Here is a 22660-nt window from a genome sequence, read left to right on the forward strand (position 1 = left end):
GTGCGTCCCACCCGGTGCTCACCCCCGGCTTCGAACTCGGCACCGGTACCCGGTGTCGGGCGCACCCGAAGCAACACTTGACACGGCACGCGAAACAAGGAGAGTCAACTCGTGGCGCTGTCCACTACTCAGAAGAAGCAGATCCTGGCCGACTACGGTCTGCACGAGTCCGACACCGGTTCGGCGGAGGCCCAGGTGGCCCTGCTGACCAACCGGATCTCGGGCCTGACCGAGCACCTCAAGCTGCACAAGCACGACCACCACTCGCGTCGTGGCCTGCTGCTGATGGTGGGTCGTCGCCGCCGGCTGCTGAACTACCTGACCAAGGTCGACATCGAGCGTTACCGCTCGCTGATCCAGCGGCTCGGTCTGCGTCGTTGACCTACGTCGGGGGAGCGATCCACAGTGGATCGCTCCCCCGATGCACAACTGAACGCATGAAGGCGGGCCGATAGCGGCCCGCGCACGATGAGTGGGTCCACGCCCACGGCGGGTCATCATCCGCCGGTCCTCGGTAGTGGCTTCCGGGCATTCGTCCCGGTGGCTTCGATCGATGGCCGGCCTCGTCGGAAAGAGACCCCCGCGCGACCGTGGACCCCTGAAACGAGGAGTTCCACTTGACACAAGCACAAAACGTTGACGAAGGCGTCTACGAAGCGACCGCGGTACTGGACAACGGTGCTTTCGGTACCCGCGAGGTCCGGTTCGAGACGGGCCGGCTGGCCAAGCAGGCCGCGGGCAGTGTCGTCGCCTACCTGGACGACGACACCATGCTGCTGTCGGCCACCACGGCCTCCAAGCACCCGAAGGACAACCTGGACTTCTTCCCGCTGACGGTGGACGTCGAGGAGCGGATGTACGCGGCGGGCCGGATCCCCGGCTCGTTCTTCCGCCGGGAGGGCCGTCCTTCCACCGACGCGATCCTGACCTGCCGGTTGATCGACCGGCCGCTGCGCCCGTCCTTCGTGGACGGCCTGCGCAACGAGATCCAGGTCGTCGTCACGGTGATGAGCCTGGACCCGAAGGACCCCTACGACGTGCTCGCCATCAACAGCGCGTCCGCCTCCACGCAGCTGTCCGGCCTGCCGTTCTCCGGCCCGGTCGGCGCCACTCGGATGGCGTTGATCGACGGGCAGTGGGTTGCCTTCCCCACCCACGAGCAGCTTGAGCGCGCCGTGTTCGACATGGTCGTCGCCGGGCGCATCGTCGGTGAAGACGTCGCGATCATGATGGTCGAGGCCGAGGCCACCGACAAGACGATCGACCTGGTCGGACAGGGTGCGCAGGCGCCCACCGAGGAGGTCGTCGCCGCCGGTCTGGAGGCCGCGAAGCCGTTCATCCGCACCCTCTGCCAGGCCCAGCAGCAGCTGGCCCAGACCGCGGGCAAGGCCACCGCCGAGTACCCGCTGTTCCCGGCGTACCAGGACGACGCCTTCACCGCCGTCGAAGGCGCGGTGTCCGCCGACCTGACGCAGGCGCTGGCCATCGCGGGCAAGCAGGAGCGCGAGTCCCGCCTCGACGAGATCAAGCAGGTCGCGCTGGAGAAGGCGGGCATCGAGGAGGGGCAGCCCTTCGCCGGTCGGGAGAAGGAGATCGGCGCGGCTTTCCGCTCGCTGACGAAGAAGCTGGTGCGCCAGCGGATCATCACCGAGAAGGTCCGCATCGACGGCCGTGGCCTCACCGACATTCGCAGCCTCTCCGCCGAGGTCGGCGTGGTGCCGCGGGCGCACGGTTCGGCGCTGTTCGAGCGCGGCGAGACCCAGATCATGGGCGTCTCCACGCTGAACATGCTGCGGCTGGAGCAGACGATCGACTCGCTCGGTCCGGAGACCAGCAAGCGGTACATGCACCACTACAACTTCCCGCCTTACTCGACCGGTGAGACCGGCCGGGTCGGCAGCCCGAAGCGCCGCGAGATCGGCCACGGCGCGCTGGCGGAGCGGGCGATGCTGCCGGTGCTGCCGACGCGCGAGGAGTTCCCGTACGCGCTGCGCCAGGTTTCCGAGGCGCTGGGCTCCAACGGTTCCACCTCGATGGGCTCGGTCTGCGCCTCGACGCTGTCGCTGCTCAACGCCGGTGTGCCGCTGAAGGCGCCGGTCGCGGGCATCGCGATGGGCCTCGTGTCCGACGTGGTCGACGGCCAGACGCACTACGTGGCGCTGACCGACATCCTCGGTGCCGAGGACGCGTTCGGTGACATGGACTTCAAGGTCGCCGGTACCAAGGAGTTCGTGACCGCGCTGCAGCTGGACACCAAGCTCGACGGCATCCCCTCCGAGGTGCTGGCGCAGGCGCTGGGTCAGGCCAAGGACGCCCGGTTCACGATCCTCGAGGTCATGGACGAGGCCATCGGCTCGCCGGACGAGATGAGCCCGCACGCGCCGCGCGTCACCTCGGTCTCGATCCCGATCGACAAGATCGGCGAGGTCATCGGGCCGAAGGGCAAGATGATCAACTCGATCACCGAGGAGACCGGCGCCGAGATCACCATCGAGGACGACGGCACGATCTACGTGGGTGCGGCCGACGGCCCGTCCGCGGAGGCCGCGATCGACAAGATCAACGCCATCGCGAACCCGCAGCTGCCGAAGGTCGGCGAGCGCTTCCTGGGCACCGTGGTCAAGACCGCGGCGTTCGGCGCGTTCGTCTCGCTGCTGCCGGGCAAGGACGGCCTGGTGCACATCTCCAAGCTGGGCAACGGCAAGCGCATCGGCAAGGTCGAGGACGTCGTGAACGTCGGCGACAAGCTGCGCGTGGAGATCGCCGACATCGACAACCGCGGCAAGATCAGCCTCATCGTCGTCGACGAAGACGGTGCCGACACCGCGGCGCAGGCCGAGGACGCCCCGGCCGAGGAAACCCCGGCGGAAGCCCCCGCCGAGTGAGCTGAGCGAGCGCTGAGGAATCAGCGGTAACCGGTGCGGCCCGCCCAGGACAGTGCGTCCGGGGCGGGCCGTATCGTGTGGCAGGGCGTACGGCGACGAGACCCGGGGAAGATGAAGCAGAACCAGACACGTGCGGGACATCTCCAGCGGCCGGGCACCACTCGCGTCCTGGGACGCAGCGGAGCGGAATCGGTGCGGCGCACCGTGCTGCCCGGTGGCCTGCGAGTGGTGACAGAAGAGGTGCCGGGCGTGCGCTCGGCCTCCGTGGGCATCTGGGTGGGCGTCGGATCGCGCGACGAGACCAGGCCGCAGGCCGGCGCCGCGCACTACCTGGAACACCTGTTGTTCAAGGGCACCGCGCGCCGCACCGCCGTGGACATCGCCCAGGAGATCGACGCCGTCGGCGGCGAGCTCAACGCGTTCACCTCCAAGGAACACACCTGCTACTACGCGCACGTCCTCGACGAGGACCTGCCGCTGGCCGTGGACATGCTCTGCGACGTGGTGTTCGACGCGGTCAACGCGGCCTCCGACGTCGACGTGGAACGCAGCGTGGTGCTCGAGGAGATCGCGATGCGCGACGACGACCCCGAGGACCTGCTGCACGAACTGTTCTCCACGGCCGTGCTCGGTGATCACCCGCTGGGGCGGTCGGTGCTGGGCACCGAAGAGTCGATCACCGAGATGAGCCGCAGCCGAGTGCACGGCTTCTACCGCCGCAGCTACGCGCCGCCGAAGATGGTGATCGCGGTCGCGGGCAACGTGGAACACACCAAGGTGCTGCGGCTGCTGCGCAAAGCCATCGGCGACCGCCTCGACGGCGAAGCCACACCGGCCCCGCCGCGCACCGGCCGCACCCGGCTGCCCAAGCAGCAGTCGCTGGTGCTGGAACACGACGACACCGAACAAGCTCACCTGCTGCTGGGTTGCCGCGCGCTGAACCGGCACGACGACCGGCGCTTCGTGCTCGGCGTGCTCAACGCGGCGCTGGGCGGCGGCATGAGTTCCCGGCTGTTCCAGGAAATCCGGGAGCAGCGGGGACTGGCGTACTCGGTGTACTCCTCGGCCACGGCGTACGCGGACGCGGGCACGTTCTCGGTGTACGCGGGCTGCCAGCCGGACCGGCTCGGCGAGGTCGCCGCCGTCATCCGCGACGTGCTCGAATCGGTCGCCGCCGACGGGCTCAGCGAGGACGAGGTGGCGCGCGGCCGCGGTCAGCTGCGCGGCGGGCTGGTGCTCGGCCTGGAGGACACGGCGTCCCGGATGAGCCGCATCGGCAAGAGCGAACTGAACTACGGGCGACACCTCAGCGTCGAGGACACCTTGGCGCGCATCGAAGCGGTCACCGCCGAGGACGTCGCGGAGCTCGCGCGGGACCTGCTGCGCCGCCCGCTGACCACGGTCGTCGTCGGACCGTACGAGAACGTTGATGAGCTGCCGGACTCCATCAGCCGGCCGGACCAGACCAGAAAGGCGGCACGTTCGTGACATTCCCAGGAACCTCGGTCGGATCCCCCGTGCGGGTCGGTGTGCTCGGCGCCCGCGGGCGGATGGGCGCGGAGGCGGTGCGCGCCATCGGCGAGGACTCCGGTGCGGAGCTGGTCGCCTCGGTGAACCGGGAGGATTCGCTGCAGGTGCTGGTCGACTCCGGCGCGCAGGTGGCGGTGGAGCTCACCCACCCGGACTCGGTGCTGGAGAACGTGCGGTTCTGCGTGGACAACGGCATCCACGTCGTCGTCGGCACCAGCGGTCTCGGCGCCCCGGAACTGGAATCCATCGGATCGTTGCTGGCCGAGCACCCGCAGGTGGGTGTGCTGGTGGCGCCGAACTTCGCGCTCGGCGCGGTGCTGTCGATGAAGTTCGCCGAGCTCGCCGCCCGGTTCTTCGAATCGGTGGAGATCGTGGAGCTGCACCACCCGAAGAAGGCCGACGCCCCGTCCGGCACGGCCGCGCGGACCGCCGAGGTCATCGCGCAGGCACGCGAGTCGGCCGAGCTGGACCCGGCCCCGGACGCCACCACGAAGGAACTCGACGGCGCCCGTGGCGCGAAGGTCGACGGCGTGCCGGTGCACTCCATCCGGATGGCCGGGCTCGTCGCGCATCAAGAGGTGCTGTTCGGCACCGAAGGGGAGACGTTGACCATCCGGCACGACTCCTACGACCGGCGGTCGTTCATGCCGGGCGTGCTGCTGGCGGTCCGCGAAGTCGGCGGGCGGCCCGGGTTGACCGTGGGCCTCGACGCGGTTCTGGGGCTGTGAATGTCGGACGGTGAACGGCGGCGCGGGCTCGGCGCGCGCACCGCGGCGTTCGTGCTCGCCGCGGTGTTGCTGGTGTACCTGGTGTTGATGGGCGGCCGTGCGTTCACGATGATCGCCACGGGCCGGCCGGTTTTTGTGGTGCTCGGCGTCGCGATCTTCGTGCTGCCGGTGCTGGGCGCGCTGCTGGTGGTGGATCAGCTCCGGTTCGGGGCGCAGACCGAGCGGCTCGCGCGGCTGCTCCACGACGAGGGCGCGTTGCCCGACGTCTCGCACCTGCCGACCCGCCCGTCCGGGCGGGTCGAGCGGGAAGCCGCCGACGAGTGGTTCGACGCGAAGCAGGCGGAGCTGGAAGAATCCCCGCGCGATTGGCGGGCCTGGTTCGCGCTCGCGCAGGCCTACGACCTCGCCGGCGACCGCAACCGGGGGCGCAAGGCGATGCGCCGAGCGATCGAGCTCCAGCGCGGCGAAGCGGACGCGGAACGGTAGTTCGTCCGGCTCATCACCGGTACCCGCATTCGGGTGATAGTTGCCGTTTCGGAATGCTTTTGCGTGGTATTCGCGCCCTTCGTCTCATGCTTTGGTCGGTCAGTTGACATCGTCTGCACGGCCGCCGCATGATCTAGCGCATGTCGAGGTTCGCCACTCTGGTGGTCCGCCTGCACGTGGATTTGCAGCAGCAGTCCAGCGCCCTATGTCGTAGCTTCTGATTGCTGCGTTCGCCGGGCTGGCGCAGTTCCACGGTCAGCCATTCGCATGCGGACGCATTCCGCGGTAGTTCCCGATGATCTGAACCCGCAACCGATCCGGACTTCGCTTCTTCCGGATCGGCCAGAGTCATGAGTCCCATGCGGGTCGGGGGAAGCGACATCGGGCGCTCCCTTATCTGATCCGATTCCGATCCCGTCGGCTGATCCATTCGCATTCCGGAGCGCGACTCGCGTTGTCCGGGTTACCTGGTGTGCCCTGAAGCGGTTTCCATTCGTTTTCGATCTTGAGATTGTGATCTTGGGAAACCGGTTGTGGGGACACCTGTGTGTCCGATTCCAGTTTGTCCGAATCAGCAGAAAAGGTTTCGAGACGTTGGTGGAATTTCGTTACAGACCGGAGAGAAGATGAGAATCCAGTCGCGTGCATGGCGCAAGGGACTGACCGGGGTGGCCGCCGCGCTGCTCGCGGTCGGTGCCGTCACGCTGCCGGTCGGTGATACCGATGCCTATGCGGATGTGCAGGTCAAGACGCATACGGTGCCGGGCGCCGACGGCAAGAACTACTCGGTCACCAACCACGTCGTGAGCCGGAACGCCACCAAGGCGGCCGACGGCAAGCGCAAGGAATGGCTCGTGGTGTGGGCCGGTGACGAGAACATCGCCGATACCGCGGTCAAGGACGTGAAGGGTCTTCCCGGATCGCTGGGCGACCCCGTCGACAAGGTGAAGAACGCCTTGCCGGGACCGGACTTCCTCGCCGTCATCGACGCGACCAAGGGTTCGTCGACTTACGGCAAGGTCGTCAATACCGCGACCGTCGGCCCGCTGGTGGAGAACGAGCCGCACCACATGCAGTACGTGTGGCACAAGGGCGACACCATTTTCGCCGGTGCGCTGTTCCTCGGCGCCACTTACGCGTTCGACGTCACGAAACTGCCGAACCTGGAGCTCAAGGGCGTCAGCCTGCCGACTCAGACGCTCGGCGGTTCCGTTCCGGACGCGTATTGGACGTTGTCGGACGGCACTTCCTACGGCACCTACATGGGCGGTCCGCCCGCACCCGGTCCTTACCGGTACGACGACGGATCCGTGCACGTCGGAAATGGTTTCGCGGGCAGTCCCGGGGAAGTCGTGCGATTCGACCCGAATGGCAAGGTGCTGTCGCAATCCCCTGCGGCGACACCGCAAGGCGACGACCCGAAACTCTGCGACAACCTGCCGCAACTCGGAAAGCCGACCTGCGCCAATCCGCACGGCATCCAGGCCCGCGAGGACCTGGACACGCTGATCACCAGTGACTACGCGGAGCCCCGCAACATCATCCTGGACCCGGTCAAGCAGCCGTCGCCGTACCTGCGCAGGCCGACCGTCCGGACCTGGGACATCTCCGACCGCAACCACCCCAAGCTGCGGGCCGTGTCCTACCTGCCCGACGGGCCGCGGGCCGACCCCGCCGACCCGCTGCACTCCGAAAGCCGCGCGGTGATGGAGACGACCGTCACCAACCTGCCCGGCCACAAGGGTGCGTTCGCCGAGACCATGCAGGGCGGTGCGGTGTTCTACACGCCGGACATCACCGCACCGGCGCCGCGCTGGACGCAGGTCTTCGACGACGGGCAGGCGTTGAAGGCCATCGACCCGGCCAACAACGACGCCAGGGGCGGCAGCTCCAACGGTGGCTGGATCCAGACCAGCCCGGACGACAAGTTCCTGTACCGCGCGGTGCAGGGGCGGCAGAAGGGCGCGCTCGGCCCGGACGACCCCGGATCCACCGGTGGCGTCTACACCTTGGACATCTCCAAGATCGTCAACGCCGGCACCGACTTCAAGTGCACCATCGACACCGTCGAGAAGGCGGAGAACGGTGGCGGCGACGACTGCCCGACGCTGGCCGGGGCGGCTCCCATCAACCCGGGACAGCCGGGCGCGGGACCGCACTGGGGCGCCTACGACAACTTCACCGAAGGCGCAGACGGGCTCTACGAAGAGACCAAGCAGCCGAGCAGGCTCGCCGTGTCGAACTACTTCGTGGCCCGCTCCGGCCTCGACGGCGACCACAAGGTCAACATGGTCGACCTGGGCAAGGACGGACAGGTCAACGTTGACGACACCTTCAAGGACGAAGTGACCGGCGAGACCGGCATCAACTTCAACCGGAAGTCGTGGCCGCACGGACCGTTCGGAAACGCCAAGCCGCACTCCGAACTGTTCGTCGTCGCGGATGAAGATCTGAAGTAAGCGGTGGCGGCACCGGTCGGATCCACTTCCCACCGGTGCCGCTCCGCAACCGCGGGCGTCCCCGGCAGTCGCCGGGCTGTTCGGAAAACCCGCGCCGCAAGCCCCGATCTGGAGTTCAGGGACGGGCGGGATCGCGCGATTCCCCCGCTGTACCGGGAAATTCTGCTGGAGTGAGGTTCTCTCGATGGACATGAGCGGTATGCATCAGGGCACCGGAGTGCCCGGTGTGGACGCCGCGGGGCTGGTGCTGCGCGTGCTGCTGCTCGGGGGCACCGTGCTCGCCGCCGGGCTCGGATTGCTGCGCCCCACCGTGCGCACGACCACCCGCACCACGACCTGGACGGCGTGGGCGGCGGCCGGAGTCGGCGCCGCTGCGGGCCTGCTGTCGATCCCCGTGCTCGACGTCAACGCGGCCGTCGCCATCGTGCACTCCGTGCTGCTGCTGGCACTGCCGATCGCGCTGCGGTGGCCCACCCCCGCCGCCTACCTGGGTTTCGCGCTCACCGTGCTCGTCGTCGTGGAAAGCGCGATCGGGCACGCCCCGGCCGAGTTCTTCGTGACCACCATCGTTACCGGGGCCGTCGTCACCTGGCTCGGGCTGACCGCCCACAGCCTCGCCGCGCCCGCCGATCAACGACCCGAAAGCAGCCTCCGGCCAGGGCCGCTCGCGTTGGCGCTCGCCGCCGTGCTCGTCGTGGCCGCCGCCGTGCAGCTCGTGCTCGGCGGCATCGCGGACCGGCGGCTGCTCACCGGATTCGGCGCCGTCCTGCTGGTCATCGCCGCCTCCGCGGCGGCCGTGGCGGTCGTGGCGGTATCGCTGCGAAGCGGCGACCCGTGGCGGATCTACCGGTACGGCGCGGCCGCCGTCGCCGTGGCGTTCATCGCGTGGACCGTGCTGCCCGGCATCCCGAAACCGGGCGAACTGCCGCAGCCGGGAGTCCCACGGCTCGCGCACGCGGTCGTCGCCGACCAGGACGTGCCGGTGCTGATCACCCCGCACCGCCCCGGCCGCAACCTCGTGCACCTGCCGGAGAGCGTCGCCGACGACATCACCGTCGATGCCGGCGGCACCCCCGTGCGGGCGCAGGCCCGGCCCGGCACGTCCGGAACGTGGGCCGAAGTGGACCTGCCCGCCGGGCGCAGCGACCTCGAACTGCGCCGCACCGGCGGCGAAGAGCAGGGCAGCGTCGAAGTCGACACCGGCTCAGCGCCCGGCCCCGACGTGTCCGGCGCGACCGGCGAGGACGGGCCGGAATGCGCCAGCGTCGCGCTCGCCGGACTCGTCGCCGGACAGCGCGCGCCGCTGACCTCCTGCCCCGCCGATGCGCTGTCCGAAAAGGACGACCGAGCACTGCGCGAACTCGTCGGATACGTCCACCGCAACGGCGCACCCGGCATCACCGTCCTCGGCGACGACTCGCCGCGATCCCGGCAGGCGGCCGACGTGGTGCGTTCGGCGGCCGCGCAGGCGAAGTTGCCCACCGGCGACAAGCCGCACCCGGACCGCGCGCTGATCCTCGTCGGCAGCTGGACGCAGGCCGCCGAACACCTCGATTCGGTCGCGAAAACGCAGAACACCGAACCGCTCTACCTCTACGGCGTGCACCTGGCGCCGTGGCTGATGCACAGCCCCGTCACGTCGACCACCGCCAGCTCCGCGACACCGCTGCGCTTCGATCCCCGCGACTACCGCTCCCTCGAATACGGGATGGCCGTGTCCGAGGCGTTCGGCGGTGAACCGCCCTCGGTCGCCGGACTGGACACCTGGCTCGCGGCGCGCGGCCAGCGCATCGACGACCCGGTCGTCGTCTACGCCTCCGCGAAGGTCGACGCGATGCAGATGAACATGCCGGGCATGAGTGGCGGAATGCACGGTTCCGAACCCGCCGGTCAGTGGGTTCCGCGTGGCACCGTTGTTGCCGTCTCCGGCCCCTTGACCCCCTGAAACTAGGAGAGACCGAATGTCCGTAGTGGACACGATCAGCGAATCGAGACCCCCGCAGCCCGTTCCGGAACAGGCCCCGCCCGCGCGGCCCGGCGTCGTCACCATCGGCATCCTGCTCGCCGTCGTCGTCGGCCTCGCCGTCGCACACGAGGCCGGCTGGAAGCTCGCCGTGCTCTACGTCGTCGGCCTCGCACTCGGGACCGTGCTGTTCCACTCCCGGTTCGGCTTCACCTCGGCGTGGCGGCAGCTCGTCGCCGTCGGGCAAGGCCGGGCGCTGCGCGCGCACATGCTGATGCTCGCCGCGGCCTGCGTGCTGTTCGCGGTGATCCTCGGCGCCGGGCTCGGCCTGTCCGGCGCACCCGAAGGCACCGTGGCGCCCGCCGGCCTCGGCGTGATCCTCGGATCGTTCCTGTTCGGAGTCGGCATGCAGGTCGGCGGATCGTGCGCCTCCGGCACGTTGTTCGCCGTCGGCAGCGGCCAGACCGCGATCCTCTACACGCTGGGCGGGTTCATCGCGGGCTCCGTGCTCAGCGCGTTCCTCGCGCCGTGGATCAGCGCGTTGCAGAAGACCGGTCCGACGGTGTCCTTCGCCGACACCCCGCTGGGATATCCCGGTGCGCTGCTGATCTCCCTGGTGATCATCGGTGCGGTCGTCGCGGGGTCGCTGTTCGTCGAACGCCGGCGCACCCCGCCGCCGATCGACGCACCGCCCACCGCACAAGGTCTGCTGCGGGTGCTGCGCGGCTCCTGGCCGCTGTGGGCCGGGGCGCTGCTGCTGGCCGGGCTGAACGCGCTGACGCTGTTCATCTCCGGTGGGCCGTGGGGCATCACCTCGGCGTTCGGCTTGTGGGGCGCGAAGTTCCTCGGCTGGATCGGCGTCGACATCTCCGGCGCCCCGTTCTGGGTCATCCCGGAGAACGCCGCGAAGCTCGAGGCTTCCGTGCTCGCCGACAAGATCTCGGTGATGGACTTCGGGATCATGATCGGCGCGTTGATCGCCTCCGCTGCGGCGGGAGCGTTCGTCCTGCACCGCCGCATCCCGTGGCGGCTCGCCGTCGGCGCCGTGCTCGGCGGAATCCTGATGGGCATCGGGGCGCGGCTCGCGGGCGGCTGCAACATCGGCGCCTACTTCTCCGGCATCGCCTCGTTCAGCCTGCACGGCTGGCTGTGGGGCGTGCTCGCCATCGCCGGAACCTACGCCGGGCTGTTGCTGCGCCCCTTGTTCGGACTCGGAAACCCGAAACCCACTGACGCGGTCTGCTGACCCGTTTCCGAGCAATTCGCAAGGGGCCGGAGATTTCCCGCCGGTCGGCGGGATGGAAGGAAGAAGGAGAACAGCATGTCAAGGAGTTTCGCCAGGGTGGCGGCCACCGTCGTCACCAGCCTCGCCCTGATCGGACTCGGGGCCGGTGTCGCGCAGGCCGATCCGCCGTCGATCTGGGTCATCCCCGGTGTGGATGCGGGCGGCCTGCTCAGCGCCACCGTCGGTTTGCCCACCGCCGCCCTCAACCCCGTCGTCGGCCTGCTCGACGCGCTGAGCTGACCCTCCGGAAAGGAACCTCGCTGATGAACGCCTCACTGCGTCGCGGCCTCGCCGCGTCCGCCCTCGTCGGCACCGCCCTGCTGGGCTCCGCCGCGACCGCCGTCGCCGAACCGCAGTCCGCCCCGGAACAGGACGGCGTCGTCATCGTCGACCAGCCGGACACCGGGGACCTGAACAACCTGTGGACCTTCGCGCCGCTGGGCATCCCGGTGCTCGGGCTGCTCGACTCGGTCGCCGGTGTCCCCGGGAAGCTGCTGCCGCTGCCCTGATCCCGGTGAGTACCGAACCTCCGTGCTGTCGCCCCGGCGAATCGCACGGAGTCAGGAGCGGACGGTCGCCGCCGCACTGGACACGAACGCGTGGTCCAGGTGCGGCGGCGTCCGTGCGTTCTCGTCCGGTCAAAGCCAGGCGATCATGACTCCGGGGGCGACAGCCAACGCGGCGAAACGCGCGAACCGGCCCACCAACCCGGTGACGAGGAAGGTGCTCACCGGGACCCGCGCCCAGCCCGCGATCACGCACGTCGCCAAGAACGGCGGCAGGCTCGCCGTGGCGCTGAGCAGCAGCACGCCGCCCGTCCACACCGGGCGGGTCTGGCAGCTGAACCGGAAGCGCTCCAGCCACGCGGCCCAACGGCCCTGGTGTTGTTCGGGGTCGCTCTTGCGCTCCATGAAACGCGGCAGCCGGATCAGGCCGCGGGCGGCGTAGTAGTACAGCAACTTCCCGCCGATCTGGCCGATGGTCACGACCAGCGCCAGCAGCCACCACGGCACTTCGGGGCCTTTGACGACCATGCCGACCACAAAGATCTCGACACTGATCACCGGTATCAACGCGGAAGCCACCGACATCCCGAAGGCGGTCGCGAGCAATCCGATCGAGGTCAGCACATGTCCACCCGAATGTCGGAGTGCGGTCGACCACAGGCTAGCAACACCGCTTCGGTGGTACCCGGTGCGTCGGGGACGGGTGGCGGAACCTCAGGTGCTTCCTCGCCGCGGGATCCTTTTCCCAAGTGGCTCCGCCACGAGGAGAAAGCCGTCCTCGCGAGGAAGCAATTGAGAACCCGCTGCTGGTCTTTTTGCTCTGGTGGTCACTGCTCATCGGCTTCGCCGCTGAGCAGATGAAGATCAAGTGAATTCGGCTCAGTGGTGGTGTTTCAGTTGGAGGTCCAGGGGGCCGGAGAGGCGGAGTTCGCGTACCGGCCGGCCGCCCGCGTCGAGGGTGCGGACCGTGCCGTCCGGGAGCCAGCCGGCGTGTTCGAAGAAGGCCAGGGACACCGAATCGGCCTCCGGGACCCAGCTGATGCCCCGCGTCGCCCCGCCCTCGGTGAGACGCTGCGCCATCGTCGCCAGCAGTCGTCCGCCGTGGCCGCGACGGCCCCAGCGCGGTTCGACGAGCACCGTGCTCACCAGCGCCACGGTCGCCAAGTCCGGCGGCGCCGAACCGTCCGCGGCCGCGGCCTCCTGTTCGGGAGCCGGTCCCGCCACGCAGAAACCGGCGAGCCAGTCGCCTTCGGTGGCGACCAGCACGGTCGTCGGCTCGCTGTGCAGCGCCTCAGTCCACTGCTGAGTCGTCGCCGCCTCGTCCAGTCCGGAGAGCACCTCCGGTGGCAGCAGTTCCGCGTACGCGCTGCGCCACGTCGCGAGCTGGACCTGGGTGATCTCGGGGGCGTCGGCGGGCGTCGCGGCCCGCACCTCGGCATCGGCCATGCGCGCCAACCTAGCGCCCGCGCACCCCGCAGGGCGGCGGCAGGGGATCACCGGAGCACCGTGCGCGGTGTCCCGGTTACGTCCCGGAGCGGCACGGACTTGCCGCCACACGGCACGGCGATCGTGCGGCTCGGCCGATGGGACTGTTCGGGCCGGAATGTCAGGCCGGAATGTCAGGCCGGGGTGGCACCATTCCGCGAATGCAGACCATGAGCACCGCGGCGGCCCGGCGGACCGCGCTCGCGGCCCAAGGTTTCACCGATTCCCGGCCCGCGCGGCAAGTGACGCGCCGGCACCTGAACCGGGCGTTGGGGCGCACCAAGCTGCTGCAGCTGGATTCGGTGAACGTCGCGGTCCGCGCGCACTACATGCCGCTGTTCAGCCGCCTCGGTGCTCATCCCGCCGCGCTGCTCGAGGACGCGGCGTGGCCCTCGACCACCGCCAAACCACGGCTGCTCGTCGAGTACTGGGCGCACGAGGCTTCGCTGATCCCGGTGGGGGATTGGCCGCTGCTGCGGTGGCGGATGCGGATGCACGGCGGGTCCTGGCGTGCCCGGTCGCGCGAACTGCTGGAGAACTCGCCCGGCCTCGTTGATGACGTGCTCGCCGCAGTCAAAGAACTAGGCCCCGTCGGTGCGGGAACGCTGGAACGCGAACTCGGCGGTGACGTGCGGCAGGGACGCGGCCCGTGGTGGAACCGCACCGACACCAAGCGGGTCTGCGAACTGCTCTTCGCCATGGGCGAGCTCACCACCGGCACCCGCAGGGGATTCGAACGGCTCTACGACCTGCCGGAGCGAGTTCTGCCGTCCGAGGTGCTCGCCCAAGATCCCGCCGAGGACGACGCGATCCGCGAACTGGTGCGGCGCTCCGCCGAAGCGCTGGGGGTGGCCACCGAGCCCGACCTGCGCGACTACTACCGGCTCAGCCCGCCGCAATCGCGGCAGGCCGTGGCCGAACTCGTTGACAGCGGCGAACTCGAACCCGTGGCCGTCGAAGGCTGGCGGCAGCAGGCGTACCTGCACACCGCCGCCGGCACACCTCGCCGCGTGCAGGGACGCGCCTTGCTGTGCCCGTTCGACCCGCTGATCTGGGAAAGGTCCCGTGCGGAGCGGTTGTTCGGCTTTCGCTACCGCATCGAGATCTACGTCCCGGAACCCAAGCGCGAGTACGGCTACTACGTATTCCCCTTCTTGCTCAACGGTGAACTGGTCGCTCGCGTCGACTTGAAGGCCGACCGGGCGGCGAAGGTGCTCCGGGTGCCCGGAGCCTTCGCCGAACCCGGTCACGATCCCGGGGTGATCGCCCCGGAACTCGCCGACGCCCTCACGGAGATGGCCGGCTGGTTGGAACTCGACGGGGTCGTGATCGGACCGCGCGGAAGCGATGCCCTGATCAAGCCCCTGCGCGCCCTCACAGGGAGGACGTGAGCAGCGCGTCGCCGCTGCCGCTGCGGCCGAAGATCCGCAACCCCGGTTCCTGCGCGGTCGGTTCCTCGGACACGGTCAGATCGCTGTGCACGGATCCGGTGGTGGACGTGAGGTCGACCTCGGCGTCGGTCCCGTGCCGCAGCGCGACTCGCAACTCGCCGGAGCCGGTGATGAGTTCGACCTGACCCGCCGCGGCCTCGGCGACGGTGACGGCCCCGCTGCCGGAACGCACCAGCACATCCGACTCCACGGCACCGAGCCAGACCGAACCGCTGCCGGTCACGACGGACGACGCGGCCCGCACGGACGCGATCTCCACGTCACCGCTGCCGCTGCGCGCCTGCACACCGGCGGCCATGTCGCCCAGGCGCAGCGCCCCGGAACCGGTACGGGCGACGGTGCTTCCGGCGGCCTGCTCGACCGAGACCGCGCCGCCACCGGACTGCACCTGCACCCGCCCCGCTGGACCGGTCACCCGCACCTCGCCGCCGGCCGACCGGAGTCCGAGCTGAGACTCCGCAGGTGCGCGAACGGTGACCGCCAGCGGGACCGTGCGCAGCGGCACCACCGTCGGAGTGCGCACCGTGAGCCGGTTGCCGGTGAGGTCGATCCGCGTCTGGCGCACCGCCTCGGCGATCGGTTCGCGGGGACCACCGCGATCACCGAAGGCGCGTTCGCCGAGGCCACCGCGCGTCGTTTCACCGAACTGATCGCTGACCCAGCTCAGCAGGCCGGTGAGTCCGCTGCGCCAATCGGTGCCGCCGGCCTCGGTGTCGTGGCGGACCTCGATGTGCGTGACCGCCGTCTTGGCCAGCTCCACCGTGATCGAGCCGATGCTGTTGCCGATGTCGACCTCGATGGGAGCGGCGGTGTCGAAATCCTGCGTCCGCACCAGGTCGTTCGGTTCCCGGCCGCCGGACTCCTCGGAGCCCTGCCGACCCGTGCCGTTGCCGCTCATGGCCTCTCCCGCCTTCCCGTCGCGCTCAGCCGTGCACCCAGCCGTGGAGCCGTGAACCGGGACCGTCGTCCGGTCCGTCGGGGCGCCAGCGGCCGGCTCCGGGCGGTCCCCACCCGGGGCCGCCGCCCCCCGGGCGGTGGCGATCCCACGGCCCACGTGGTCTGCCGCCCTGCAGCGCGCCCTGCACGGCCTGCGCCACCCAGGTGTTCAGCGAGACGCCTTGCGTCGATGCCGCATTCTCGGCCTGCCCTTTGATCTCGTCGAGCAGCCGCAGCGTGATCCTGCTGATGTCGCCGCCGTCGGCGCCGGGCGGCGGAGGAGGTGGTCGTTCCTCCTCGGTCGCGGAGGCCCGAGAGGTGCCACCGCCGCTGACGACGACGCGGACGTCGCGCCCGTCGAGCCGGACATCGACGACCTGACCGTCGAGGTGCGTCGTCACTTCGGCGGCGAGGTCGGAGAGCGCGTTCATGATCGCGAGCCGGGTCGCGGGCTCGATCGCGGCGGAGAGCGCGGCTGCGGTCTGCCGGGTCTGCTCGTCGCCCGCCGACGCGGCGGAAGCGAGGTCTTCCCGGAGCTGTGCGATGTAAGGGCTGAGGTCCATGACACCACTATGGCGTCGTTCATGACGTCGTGCAAGAACACCATGGTGTCAATCTGCATCAGCGAGTCGTCATGATCGGTGCGCAGGGCAGTCCGGCGAGAGCGTCGGCGCCGCCGGTTACGCTCGAAAACGCTGGCACCCGGCACTGCGGGGCAGGCGGCACAACATCCGCAAAGACCGACGAGAAGGGGTCCGCGCACCGTGACCGAGATCGTGGCGCCGAAGGTTCAGCTGATCGGCAAGACCGAGTTCTTCCCGCCGGCCGACGTGGACTGGTCCACCGACGCCGACGGCGGCCAAGCGCTCGCGGAATTCGCCGGCCGGGCCTGCTACCAGTCCTGGCACAAGCCGAACCCGGCGACCGCGACGAACGCGGGCTACCTCCGGCACATCATGGAGGTCGGCCACCTCTCGGTCCTGGAACACGGCTCGGTCACCTTCTACCTGACCGGGATGTCGCGGTCGCTGACCCACGAACTGATCCGGCACCGGCACTTCTCCTACTCGCAGCTGTCCCAGCGCTACGTCCCGGAACGCGACGCCGCGATGGTGGAGCCCGAAGTGATCGCCGAGGACCCCGCGCTGCACGAGAAATTCGTGCAGGCCACCGAGGCGAGCGCCGCCGCGTACACCGAACTGCTGGACGCGTTGCAGGAGAAGTTCGCCGACGAGCCGCAGGCGACGCTGCGCCGCAAGCAGGCCCGGCAGGCCGCCCGCGCGGTACTGCCCAACGCCACCGAGACCCGCATCGTCGTCAGCGGGAACTACCGCGCATGGCGGCACTTCGTGGCGATGCGCGCCAGCGAGCACGCCGACGTCGAGATCCGCGCGCTCGCCGTCGAATGCCTGCGGCAGCTGCAGAAGGCGGCGCCGAACGTGTTCGGCGACTTCGAGATCACCGGCCTGCAGGACGGATCCGAGGTCGCCTCCAGCCCGTTCGTCAGCGAAGGCTGACGGGAACCGCGACGGCGCACTGCTACCTGCGCACCACCGACGGCGTGCGGTCGACCACCTCCGTCACCACCGGGTGAACCCGCGTCGGCACCCGTTCGTGCGGCGGGAAAGCGTGCGAATGCCGACCACCGGGCGATTCGGAATGACATGATCGCCGCTCTGCGGTCATCGGGAGGGATGCGGCGTGGTGGAGCTGACGGACGCGGAGATGCGCTTCATCGGGGGCCGCTACGAGGTGACCGGTGAGCTCGGGCGCGGCGGCATGGGCGTCGTCTGGCGTGCCCGGGACACCAGGATCGGCCGTGATGTCGCGATCAAGCAGCTGCACGTGCCGGAAGGCCTGCCCGCGGCGGAGCGGCACGTGCTCGAGGAACGCCTCATGCAGGAGGTCCGCGTCGCCGGAAGGCTCAGCGACCCCGGAGTGGTCACGGTCCACGACGTGTTCAGCGAGAACGGCGCCACGTTCATCGTGATGGAACTGGTGGATCCCGTGACGCTCAGCGACGTCGTCGGGCCGCAGCGGCCGATGCCCGCGGCGCAGGTGGCGGACCTGGCGTTGCGGGTGCTCTCGGCGCTGGAGGCGGCGCACACCGCCGGGATCGTGCACCGCGACGTCAAGCCGAGCAACATCATGATTTCGGGAAACGGCGTGAAACTCGCCGATTTCGGCATCGCGCAGACCGTGGACGATCCGCGTCTGACCACCACCGGCGCGCTCATCGGTTCCCCCGCGTTCATGGCCCCGGAACGCATCCAAGGCCACGACGCGACGCCCGCGAGCGACCTCTGGTCCTTGGGGGCGACGTTGTTCTTCGCGTTGGAGGGCTGGCTGCCGTTCGACCGGCAGACGACCGCGGCGACGCTGAACGCGGTGCTCAACGAGACCCCCCGGATGTCCCGTGACCACGGGGTTCTCGGCGTGTTGGTGGCGGGCCTGCTCACCGCCGATCCGCGCGCCCGGCTCACCCCGGACCAGGCCCGCGCGCTGCTGTCGGAACCCGGCCCCGGGCGGGGCAGGACGGTCGAGCCCGGCCCGTCCACGCCGCGTCGCTGGTGGCTGATCGGGGCGGCGCCCGTGGCGGTGGCGCTGTTCGTGTCCGGCCTGCTGCTCGGCCGGCTCGTTCCGGCCACCGGCGATCCGGCGGGGTCCGCCGCCCCGGTCGCCGGGAACCCGCTGGTCGTGGGGCCGCAGCAGCCGACGTTGACCTACGGGGAAGGCGGGGAGCTGACGCCGTTCGACCTGGGCGAGGACAACCGGTGCGCAGACACCGCACTGGAACCGGGCGGCCGCGTCACGCAGGAGCGGTTCCGCCCGTGCGACGCCGCGCACGACGTCGAGATCTACACCAGCGGCGACGTGTTCGGCGGGCGCTCGACCAGCGACGTCAGCTATCCCGGTCAGCAGGAACTCGCACGGTTCGCCGAGGGCATGTGCGGCGCGTACTTCGCCACCGACAAGATCGAAGTCCCGGACAAGGACCGGGCGTTGCGCTACGGCGCGGTGATCCCGACCGCGCAGGCGTGGGAGGCCAAACGGCGGACCTCGATGGACGACGACAGCTCCAACGACGAGGGCGCTCAGATCGTGTACTGCTACGTGCGCAGCGCCGACGGCACGCCGTTGACGACACCGGTCGTTCCGGACTGAACCCCGGTAAGGTGAGCGCATGGGTGTGGCCAATGACGAACGCCGTGAACTGTGCGACCTGTTCGACCGGGTCGGGCCGGACGCGCCGACGCTGTGCGGTGAGTGGAAGACCAAGGACCTCGCGGTGCACCTGGTGCTGCGCGAACGGCGTCCCGACGCGCTGGTGGGCAAGGTCGTCAAGGCGCTGGCAGAGCGCGGCGACAAGGTGGAGCAGGGACTGCGCGAGCAGCCGTGGCCGGAACTGATCGCCACGGTGCGCGGCGGTGCGCCGAAGTGGAATCCGCTGGCCATCGGCGCGGTGGACGAGACGGTCAACACCGCCGAGTTCTTCGTGCACCACGAGGACGTGCGGCGGGCGCAGCCGGGCTGGCAGCCGCGGCCGTCCGAGCCCGAGCGCGAAGAGGCGCTGTGGAAATCGTTGTCCCGGGTGGCGAAGGTCTTCTACGGCCGCAGCCCGGTGGGCGTGGTGCTGCGCCGCCCGGACGGCACCGAGATCGCCGCGAAGCGCGGCCCGCGCACCGTGCGCATCAGCGGTGAGCCGAGCGAACTGCTGCTGCACGCGTTCGGCCGCCGCCAGGTCCGCGTGGACATAGACGGAAACGAAGCCGACGTCCTGGCCGTTGAAGATCTACGTCGTTCTTTCTGAGGCTCCGGTCGTTTTTCTTTGGTGGTCGGGTGGCGGAACCTCAGTCGGTCTCTCGCTGCGGGATCTTTTTCCCGAGTGGCTTCGCCACGAGGGAAAAAGCCGTCCTCGCGAGAGACCAACTGAGAACCCGCCGGTGAGCGGCTTTTTGACGTGGGCTATGCGCTTTGCGCATACAGGCACGGCTACGCCGCAAAGCATGGCCTTCGGCCGTATGGGCTCGGCTTTGTCGTCAGGCAGTGGGGGCCTTGCTCGCCTTGATTTTGGTTCGTGTTGCGGAAATCCGGTTGTTAGGGCGCTGATTCGCGGGAACATGGACGGTATTCGGCAACTCGGGGCGTGAGGTTTCCGCGATCTTCGGTGGCGCGGTGCGGTCTTGCCGGGCGCGGTCGATGCGGCGCGCTGACCAGTGGACTCACCAGGTAGCGTCAAGGGCTATGACCGTCTGTCCCACCGCCACTGAAGGTCGGCCGTTCGGCCGGGTCCTGACCGCCATGGTGACGCCGTTCGACGCGGACGGGAAACTCGACCTGGCGCTGGCTCAGGAGCTCGCGACCTACCTCGTCGATCACGTCGGCAACGATGGCCTGGTCGTCAACGGCACCACGGGTGAAAGCCCCACGACCAGTGATGACGAGAAAGAGCAGTTGCTGCGCGCCGTCGTCGACGCGGTAGGGGACCGCGCGACGGTGGTCGCCGGAGCGGGCACGAACAACACCGTGCACTCCGTGGAGTTGGCCCGCACCGCGGAAAAAGCAGGCGCGCACGGGCTGCTCGTGGTGACCCCGTACTACTCGCGCCCGCCGCAGGAAGGGCTGCTGTCGCACTTCACGACGGTGGCCGACGCGACCGAGCTGCCGGTGATGCTCTACGACATCCCGCCCCGCTCGGTGGTGCCCATCCACACCGACACGCTCAAGCGGCTCGCGGAACACCCGCGGATCAAGGCCGTGAAGGACTCCAAGCACGACCTGTGGGCGGGCAGCGAGGTGCTGTCCAACAGCGACTTGGCCTACTACTCCGGCGAGGATCCGCTGAACCTGCCGTGGCTGTCGGTGGGCGCGGTCGGCTTCGTCAGCGTGATCGGGCACGTCGTCGGTGATCGACTGCGCAAGATGCTCGACGCGTACGAGGCGGGCGACATCGCCACCGCCAAGGAACTGCACGTCGGGCTGATGCCGGTGTACCGGTCGATGAACTTCGTGGGCGGTGTGATCTTCTCGAAGACGGCGCTGCGGTTGTGCGGTTATGAGACCGGGCATCCCCGGCTGCCGTTGCCGCAGGCCACCGATGAGCAGGTGCGGGTCATCACCAGCGATCTGTGGGACGCCGGTCTGGTCCTGGTCAATCCCGACGCCGCAGCAGAGGTGCACCGTTGAGCGCTCGCGCAACATCTACCGAAAATCACCCCGTGACGCCGACCGCGTCGGCGCCGCCGCCTGCGCTGGCCGAGGGCGGGCTGCGGGTGACCGCACTGGGCGGCATCGGCGAAGTCGGCCGCAACATGACCGTGTTCGAGCACGAGGGCAAGCTGCTCATCGTCGACTGCGGGGTGCTGTTCCCGGAGGACGACTCGCCCGGCGTTGACCTGATCCTGCCGGACTTCGGGGCGATCGAGAACCGGCTGGACGACGTCGAGGCCGTGGTGCTCACGCACGGCCACGAGGACCACATCGGCGCGGTGCCGTTCCTGTTGCGGCTGCGCCCGGACCTGCCGGTGATCGGCTCGAAGTTCACGTTGGCGCTGCTGGCCGCGAAGTGCAAGGAACACCGCCAGGACCCGGTGCTGATCGAGGTCGCCGAGGGCCAGCACAGCAAGCACGGCGTGTTCGACCTGGAGTTCTTCGCCGTCAACCACTCGATCCCGGACGCGCTGGCGGTGGCGATCCGCACGCCCGCCGGGGTGGTGCTGCACACCGGTGACATCAAGCTGGACCAGTTGCCGCTGGACGGCAGGCTCACCGACCTGGCCGGGTTCTCCCGCTTGGGCGACGAGGGCGTGGACCTGTTCCTGGTGGACTCCACGAACGCCGAGGTGCCGGGTTTCGTCACGCCGGAGCGCGAGATCGGCCCGGTGCTGGACCGGGTGATCGGCAAGGCGACGCAGCGGCTGATCGTGGCCTGCTTCGCCAGCCACGTGCACCGGGTGCAGCAGGTGCTGGACGTCGCCGAGCAGCACGGCCGCAAGGTCTGCTTCGTGGGCCGTTCGATGGTGCGCAACATGGGCATCGCGAACGACCTGGGCATCCTGCGGGTGCCGCCGGGCCTGCTGGTGGAGCTGGACGAGGCGCTGGCGATGCCGGAGCACCTGGTGCTGTTCGTGTCGACGGGTTCGCAGGGCGAGCCGCTCTCGGCGCTGTCCCGGATGGCCCGCGGTGAGCACAAGCAGATCCGGATCCGCGCCGGTGACACCGTGGTGCTGGCGAGTTCGCTGATCCCCGGCAACGAGACCGCCGTGTTCGGCGTGGTCAACGGACTGGTCCGGTTGGGCGCCGACGTGGTGCACCAGGGCGGGGCGAAGGTCCACGTCTCCGGGCACGCGTCGGCCGGTGAGCTCCTGTACCTGTACAACGCGGTGCGCCCGAGCAACGTCATGCCGGTGCACGGCGAGTGGCGGCACCTGCGCGCGAACGCCGAACTGGCCCGGTTGACCGGGGTGGCGTCGGAGCGCGTGGTGATCGCAGAGGACGGCGTGGTGGTCGACATGGTCGACGGCATCGCGAAGGTCTCCGGCCGCGTCGAGGTCGGGCACGTGTACGTGGACGGCCTGTCCGTCGGCGACGTCGGCGAGTCGACCCTGTCGGACCGGCTGGTGCTGGGCGAGGGCGGTTTCATCTCGATCACCGTGGCGGTGGAGGCGGCGACGGGCCGGGCGGTGTCCAGCCCGACGATCTCCGGCCGCGGTTTCTCCGACGACCCGAAAGCGCTGGACGACGTGGTGCCGCTGGTGGAGATGGAGCTGGCGCGCACCGAATCGGAGGGCATCGCCGACACGCACCGCATCGCGCAGGCCGTGCGCCGCGTGGTCGGCAAGTGGGTCGCGGACAAGTACCGCCGCCGCCCGATGATCGTCCCGAACGTGCTGCCGGTCGGTTCCTGATCCGTCGCCGTGGTCGGAAACCTGGTGCGCGCACTGGG

General features: G+C 69.6%; 20 protein-coding genes. 16 read left to right on the forward strand and 4 right to left on the reverse strand.

Features of this window, described 5'->3' with window-relative positions:
• The first annotated feature begins 111 nt into the window (after positions 1 to 111).
• The 10 genes from rpsO (at position 112) to H2Q94_RS06455 (ending at position 11845) form a co-directional block, all read left to right on the forward strand.
• On the forward strand, positions 112 to 381 hold the full coding sequence (gene rpsO / locus H2Q94_RS06410; protein WP_243793111.1) for a 30S ribosomal protein S15: 270 nt from the start codon (positions 112 to 114) through the stop codon (positions 379 to 381).
• Between the two features lie 236 nt (positions 382 to 617).
• Positions 618 to 2885: a polyribonucleotide nucleotidyltransferase gene (locus H2Q94_RS06415; protein ID WP_243793112.1), complete on the forward strand. Its 2268-nt coding sequence runs from the start codon at positions 618 to 620 to the stop codon at positions 2883 to 2885.
• 111 nt (positions 2886 to 2996) lie between these two features.
• Entirely contained in the window at positions 2997 to 4373 is a 1377-nt protein-coding gene (locus H2Q94_RS06420) for a M16 family metallopeptidase (RefSeq protein ID WP_243793118.1), read from the forward strand.
• On the forward strand, positions 4370 to 5143 hold the full coding sequence (gene dapB, locus H2Q94_RS06425; protein ID WP_258718666.1) for a 4-hydroxy-tetrahydrodipicolinate reductase: 774 nt from the start codon (positions 4370 to 4372) through the stop codon (positions 5141 to 5143). The genes H2Q94_RS06420 and dapB overlap by 4 nt, the downstream gene beginning before the upstream one ends.
• A complete protein-coding gene (locus H2Q94_RS06430) occupies positions 5144 to 5629 on the forward strand; it encodes a tetratricopeptide repeat protein (RefSeq protein WP_243793119.1) in 486 nt (161 codons plus the stop codon).
• Positions 5630 to 6255: 626 nt separating this feature from the next.
• Positions 6256 to 8088, forward strand: a complete 1833-nt coding sequence (locus H2Q94_RS06435; protein ID WP_243793120.1) for a hypothetical protein — start codon at positions 6256 to 6258, stop codon at positions 8086 to 8088.
• Between the two features lie 190 nt (positions 8089 to 8278).
• Positions 8279 to 10033 (forward strand): hypothetical protein, encoded by a 1755-nt coding sequence (locus tag H2Q94_RS06440; RefSeq protein ID WP_243793125.1) that lies wholly within the window; start codon positions 8279 to 8281, stop codon positions 10031 to 10033.
• A 16-nt stretch (positions 10034 to 10049) separates the two neighbouring features.
• Positions 10050 to 11297, forward strand: a complete 1248-nt coding sequence (locus H2Q94_RS06445) for a YeeE/YedE family protein (protein ID WP_243793127.1) — start codon at positions 10050 to 10052, stop codon at positions 11295 to 11297.
• A 75-nt stretch (positions 11298 to 11372) separates the two neighbouring features.
• Positions 11373 to 11576 (forward strand): hypothetical protein, encoded by a 204-nt coding sequence (locus H2Q94_RS06450; protein WP_243793128.1) that lies wholly within the window; start codon positions 11373 to 11375, stop codon positions 11574 to 11576.
• Between the two features lie 23 nt (positions 11577 to 11599).
• Positions 11600 to 11845, forward strand: coding sequence for a hypothetical protein (locus H2Q94_RS06455; protein ID WP_243793129.1), 246 nt, complete (start codon positions 11600 to 11602; stop codon positions 11843 to 11845).
• A 129-nt stretch (positions 11846 to 11974) separates the two neighbouring features.
• Here H2Q94_RS06455 and H2Q94_RS06460 read toward each other — a convergent pair whose 3' ends face one another.
• Complete coding sequence (locus H2Q94_RS06460; RefSeq protein WP_243793130.1) at positions 11975 to 12466, reverse strand: YqaA family protein; 492 nt, start codon at positions 12464 to 12466, stop codon at positions 11975 to 11977.
• A 255-nt stretch (positions 12467 to 12721) separates the two neighbouring features.
• Positions 12722 to 13288: a GNAT family N-acetyltransferase gene (locus tag H2Q94_RS06465; RefSeq protein ID WP_243793131.1), complete on the reverse strand. Its 567-nt coding sequence runs from the start codon at positions 13286 to 13288 to the stop codon at positions 12722 to 12724.
• A gap of 200 nt (positions 13289 to 13488) precedes the next feature.
• On the opposite strand from H2Q94_RS06465, the gene H2Q94_RS06470 reads away from it, so the two are divergent.
• Positions 13489 to 14718, forward strand: a complete 1230-nt coding sequence (locus H2Q94_RS06470; protein WP_243793132.1) for a winged helix-turn-helix domain-containing protein — start codon at positions 13489 to 13491, stop codon at positions 14716 to 14718.
• On the opposite strand, the gene H2Q94_RS06475 is transcribed toward H2Q94_RS06470, so the two are convergent.
• Positions 14702 to 15676 (reverse strand): DUF4097 family beta strand repeat-containing protein, encoded by a 975-nt coding sequence (locus H2Q94_RS06475; RefSeq protein WP_243793133.1) that lies wholly within the window; start codon positions 15674 to 15676, stop codon positions 14702 to 14704. The genes H2Q94_RS06470 and H2Q94_RS06475 overlap by 17 nt on opposite strands.
• Before the next feature lie 25 nt (positions 15677 to 15701).
• Positions 15702 to 16277: a toxin-antitoxin system HicB family antitoxin gene (locus H2Q94_RS06480; RefSeq protein WP_243793134.1), complete on the reverse strand. Its 576-nt coding sequence runs from the start codon at positions 16275 to 16277 to the stop codon at positions 15702 to 15704.
• A gap of 201 nt (positions 16278 to 16478) precedes the next feature.
• Between H2Q94_RS06480 and thyX the strand changes: the two genes are divergently transcribed.
• The 5 genes from thyX to H2Q94_RS06505 all read left to right on the forward strand — a co-directional run bounded on the left by thyX (position 16479) and on the right by H2Q94_RS06505 (position 22622).
• Positions 16479 to 17231 carry an FAD-dependent thymidylate synthase gene (thyX, locus tag H2Q94_RS06485; protein WP_243793137.1) on the forward strand — a complete coding sequence of 251 codons (753 nt, stop codon included), beginning with the start codon at positions 16479 to 16481 and terminating at the stop codon, positions 17229 to 17231.
• A 184-nt stretch (positions 17232 to 17415) separates the two neighbouring features.
• A complete protein-coding gene (locus H2Q94_RS06490; RefSeq protein ID WP_243793139.1) occupies positions 17416 to 18879 on the forward strand; it encodes a serine/threonine-protein kinase in 1464 nt (487 codons plus the stop codon).
• Between the two features lie 19 nt (positions 18880 to 18898).
• A complete protein-coding gene (locus H2Q94_RS06495; protein WP_243793140.1) occupies positions 18899 to 19525 on the forward strand; it encodes a TIGR03085 family metal-binding protein in 627 nt (208 codons plus the stop codon).
• A gap of 434 nt (positions 19526 to 19959) precedes the next feature.
• Entirely contained in the window at positions 19960 to 20901 is a 942-nt protein-coding gene (gene dapA, locus H2Q94_RS06500; protein ID WP_243793145.1) for a 4-hydroxy-tetrahydrodipicolinate synthase, read from the forward strand.
• Entirely contained in the window at positions 20898 to 22622 is a 1725-nt protein-coding gene (locus tag H2Q94_RS06505) for a ribonuclease J (protein ID WP_309501131.1), read from the forward strand. The genes dapA and H2Q94_RS06505 overlap by 4 nt, the downstream gene beginning before the upstream one ends.
• Positions 22623 to 22660: the final 38 nt, after the last annotated feature.

Source organism: Saccharopolyspora gloriosae (genome assembly GCF_022828475.1).
In the GTDB taxonomy this organism is placed as follows: Bacteria; Actinomycetota; Actinomycetes; order Mycobacteriales; family Pseudonocardiaceae; genus Saccharopolyspora_C; species Saccharopolyspora_C gloriosae_A.

Coding starts and splice junctions, on each gene's coding strand:
- H2Q94_RS06440 (WP_243793125.1), top strand. CDS start 8,279: ATGAGCGGTATGCATCAGGGCACCGGAGTGCCCGGTGTGGACGCCGCG.
- H2Q94_RS06445 (WP_243793127.1), top strand. CDS start 10,050: ATGTCCGTAGTGGACACGATCAGCGAATCGAGACCCCCGCAGCCCGTT.
- H2Q94_RS06495 (WP_243793140.1), top strand. CDS start 18,899: ATGGGTGTGGCCAATGACGAACGCCGTGAACTGTGCGACCTGTTCGAC.
- H2Q94_RS06435 (WP_243793120.1), top strand. CDS start 6,256: ATGAGAATCCAGTCGCGTGCATGGCGCAAGGGACTGACCGGGGTGGCC.
- H2Q94_RS06455 (WP_243793129.1), top strand. CDS start 11,600: ATGAACGCCTCACTGCGTCGCGGCCTCGCCGCGTCCGCCCTCGTCGGC.
- H2Q94_RS06480 (WP_243793134.1), bottom strand. CDS start 16,277: ATGGACCTCAGCCCTTACATCGCACAGCTCCGGGAAGACCTCGCTTCC.
- H2Q94_RS06475 (WP_243793133.1), bottom strand. CDS start 15,676: ATGAGCGGCAACGGCACGGGTCGGCAGGGCTCCGAGGAGTCCGGCGGC.
- H2Q94_RS06420 (WP_243793118.1), top strand. CDS start 2,997: ATGAAGCAGAACCAGACACGTGCGGGACATCTCCAGCGGCCGGGCACC.
- H2Q94_RS06470 (WP_243793132.1), top strand. CDS start 13,489: ATGCAGACCATGAGCACCGCGGCGGCCCGGCGGACCGCGCTCGCGGCC.
- H2Q94_RS06430 (WP_243793119.1), top strand. CDS start 5,144: ATGTCGGACGGTGAACGGCGGCGCGGGCTCGGCGCGCGCACCGCGGCG.
- H2Q94_RS06465 (WP_243793131.1), bottom strand. CDS start 13,288: ATGGCCGATGCCGAGGTGCGGGCCGCGACGCCCGCCGACGCCCCCGAG.
- H2Q94_RS06450 (WP_243793128.1), top strand. CDS start 11,373: ATGTCAAGGAGTTTCGCCAGGGTGGCGGCCACCGTCGTCACCAGCCTC.
- dapA (WP_243793145.1), top strand. CDS start 19,960: ATGACCGTCTGTCCCACCGCCACTGAAGGTCGGCCGTTCGGCCGGGTC.